Origin of the sequence: Psychrilyobacter sp., from assembly GCF_049671765.1 — a bacterium.
In the GTDB taxonomy this organism is placed as follows: Bacteria; Fusobacteriota; Fusobacteriia; order Fusobacteriales; family Fusobacteriaceae; genus Psychrilyobacter.
This window is the reverse complement of the sequence record NZ_JBATVM010000166.1, coordinates 1-3,433: the sequence shown is the minus strand read 5'-3', so window position 1 is coordinate 3,433 and position 3,433 is coordinate 1. Positions and strand designations below refer to the sequence as shown.

Annotated in this window: 3 protein-coding genes; all 3 read right to left on the bottom strand. The window is 28.7% G+C overall.

Annotation, left to right across the window (positions count from 1 at the left end; genetic code table 11):
• Positions 1-394 precede the first annotated feature (394 nt).
• Positions 395-1,783, bottom strand: coding sequence for an APC family permease (locus tag WBG30_RS07800; RefSeq protein WP_424504080.1), 1,389 nt, complete (start codon positions 1,781-1,783; stop codon positions 395-397).
• Positions 1,784-1,862: 79 nt separating this feature from the next.
• Positions 1,863-3,086, bottom strand: a complete 1,224-nt coding sequence (locus tag WBG30_RS07795) for a YeeE/YedE family protein (protein ID WP_424504079.1) — start codon at positions 3,084-3,086, stop codon at positions 1,863-1,865.
• Between the two features lie 117 nt (positions 3,087-3,203).
• A partial coding sequence (locus WBG30_RS07790; RefSeq protein WP_424504078.1) for a rhodanese-like domain-containing protein occupies positions 3,204-3,433 on the bottom strand: 230 nt, incomplete at its 5' end.

Here is a 3,433-nt window from a genome sequence, read left to right as displayed (position 1 = left end):
TCTCTCAAAAATTCTATTTCTAAAAATTTACTAATTCTTTTATCATCCTCTACTATTAATATTTTCAATTTTTTCTCCTTTCGTTTTTTAGTTAAAAAAAATTCTAAATACTACCTTTATCCTTAAAATCCCCCCTCGTCTTTTAATCATTTCAATTAGATTTATATATCAATCTTACTCTTGCTTAATGAAAGTTTGATGACAAAAATTTAATATTTATTTTTTAATTCTTACATCCCTTCCTTTGAAATGTCCTACCAACATTATTTTTACAATTCAATATTATAGTTTTGGCTTAACAAATTCAAAAAAAAAGAGTAGATTATGATAAAGATCATATCTACTCTTTTTTATATCCTTGACAAAGGGTATCGGTTCCTACCTTTGAGATTTATTATTTAATCTTATTTAAAATTAATTCATCTAATTCTTCTTTACTATAATGGGTTACTTTGAGATCATAAAATCTATAAAAAAAATACCCAATTAAGCTCCAGACCATCAAAATAATAGTGGATGGAATAGACAGAGAACTATTTAATCCTGGAAATAATAGTAAAATCAAAAATATTACTCCTGAGAAAGAGCCTATAACAGCCGGTAAATAAATTTTATTATGTTCTTTTTTATACAACTTAAAAGATGATAAACTAGTATATAAATAACCAATTGCAGCTCCAACACTAGATGTTCCAACTATCCATGATAAAACGTTCCTTCCAAACCATGGTGCTACCAATGATATCCCAAGGATAAATAAAATAGCATTTTTAGGAGTATGAGATTTAGGGTCTAATTTTCCGAAGAAATCAGGTAATATCTTTCCTCTAGCCATAGCAAATAAAAGTCTGCTAGATGCCATATAGAAACCATTAATCCCTGCAATTATAGCAGAAATAAGTGCTAAAGCTAAAATCCACAATCCTACCTTCCCAAAATAATATTCAACAGTATGCCCAGTTGCCCACACTATATCCCCATCTATTATTTCATTTAAACTAATCCCAAAACTAGTAAAAAATAAAATAGAACAATATATTATAGCCCCAATTATTATAGAAAAAATTGCTAATTTTGATGCTTCATGAGCATTAAACTCAAGCTCTTCTGCCACTTGTGGGATACAATCAAAACCAACAAATAGCATAGGTGCGATAGATAGAACCTTCAATATCCCTGAAATACTAATATTTTGACCATTTAAAAACGTAGTTGTATATTCATTTCTTATTCCAACTTTAGCTAAAGTTACACTCAAGAATAAAAAAACAATCCCAACTAGAGTTAAAACCATGATATTTTGAAAATTAGAAGCTAATTTAACTCCTTTGATATTTAAATAAGCAAATAAAAATAATGCAAAATAAGAAACTCCTATTTCAGCTAAATATATATTTGAACCTGCAAGATTATATAAAAATCCAACTTTCAAAATACCAGGCATTACGAATTTAGAAACAAAAGCTAACCCAGTTGCATTAAATGGAACCATACTAGCATATGCTAAAACTAAAAACCAACCACAAATAAGCGAATGTTTCCAACCAAAAGAATCATAAGTAAAAGCATATTCCCCTCCTGCTACTGGGTATTTTTTTAATAAATAACCATAATTTTTTTCTATAATTACCATTATTAATCCACCTATAAAAATAGCTATAATAGAATTAAGCATACCGGCTTTCAAAAACATAGTTCCTGGTAATAAAAATGCTCCAGTTCCAATAATAGCACCTATAGCTAGTGAAAGTATGTCTACTTTCTTTATATCTTTTTTTAACATCTTTAACTCCTTTTTTATTAATAAATTTATATTTAAAAAACAGTTTGGAATTATAGAAAAGATCCAAACTGTTTTGTTATTATAGTTTAAATTTGTCTACTAATTTAAGACCTGTAACCCCACCTAAAATTAAGAAACCACCAAATACTATACCACTTAGGGACATAGAAGATAGTGCAGAATAGAAAGCCCCAATATTACATCCAGAACCAAGTCTAGCGCCATATCCCATAAATAACCCACCTAAGATATAACCTATGACTTTTCGAAAATTCATATTTTTAGTTATAGATAGTCCACCTGCTAAAAGTGAAGCTATTATTGTTCCTACCATTATGCCTAAATTTCTAAGAGATCCAGAATCATTAAAGAATCCATTTGCCATTATTTTTATAGCTTTATCTGTTTGAAAAAATCCTATACCAGAAAGATCTACACCAAATAATTGTAAAATCCATCCTCCCCAATAAGCAAATGTTGTTGAAACACCCCAGTTTTTACCAGTTGTAGTTAGTACTACTAAGAACATTACAGATAAAAGTACACCACCTATATAAAATGACCACCTTTTAACAAAAAATTTATGATAAGTTTCAAAAGAAAACATATTATATTCAGTTTCATTTTTTATTGGAAGATCTTTTTCCCATTCTTCGTATCCTTCACTAATATAACTCCCTTCTTTTTTTCTTTTCGCTTCGTATTTTTTAATTAACAGATACATAAGTCCATAAAAAGCTAAAAACAACATTACAGAAGCAAAATAACCAAAATAATCTGGGAAATAAAATTTAAATCCACTAGCTAAAACTGAATGCTTTAGAGTGTCTAAATGAGCTACTCCAATTACTGAACCAATACAGAAAAATAATAGGGATATTGCTGCTCTTACATACCCTTCTCCTAAATCTGTTAATGTTCCTGATGCACATCCACCAGCAAACATCATCCCTATTCCAAATACAAATGCTCCTATAACTGTTAACATACTAATTGTTTTTACCGATGACATCCCTGGTATTACTAAGCCATTTATATGTGCATTATATTGGATAGCTGCGACCACAATAAGGGAAATACTAAGCAAAAACAATACTGCTTTTGGTAAAGATGAATTTCCCATATAATGCATCTTTCTAACTATTCCTGCAAATCCAAATCTAGATCTTTGCATTACATATCCAATTCCTAGACCAGTTATTGTAAATAACCCTAATTTATGACTAACTCCGTTTACATATGCTGTAAATGCAATGGCAATGGCAAAAAGTATCCATCCTGGATAAAATTGATTTTTTTTCATTTTTTTCTTTCCCCCTAAAATAAATAATTAAATTTGTATATTTTTTCACGTTATATATTGTAAAATTTAAGAGGAAGTTTTTTTCCTCTTATTTTATTTTAAATTAATAATCTTTCATTAAAACTTTGTATTTTCTAAAGTTGCACAACAACCAACACAGTCACCGATCATTATTTTTTCCCTTGTTTTATCGTTATAACAAGATACTTCTTCATACATTTTTACAAATTCATAACTTCCTGCAATATTTTTAACATCATAACCTTTTGCTTGAAGCATCAATGTCATATTGTAGCTTCTTTCTCCTGTTCTACAATGAACATAGATTGTTTTTGTTTTATCTAATT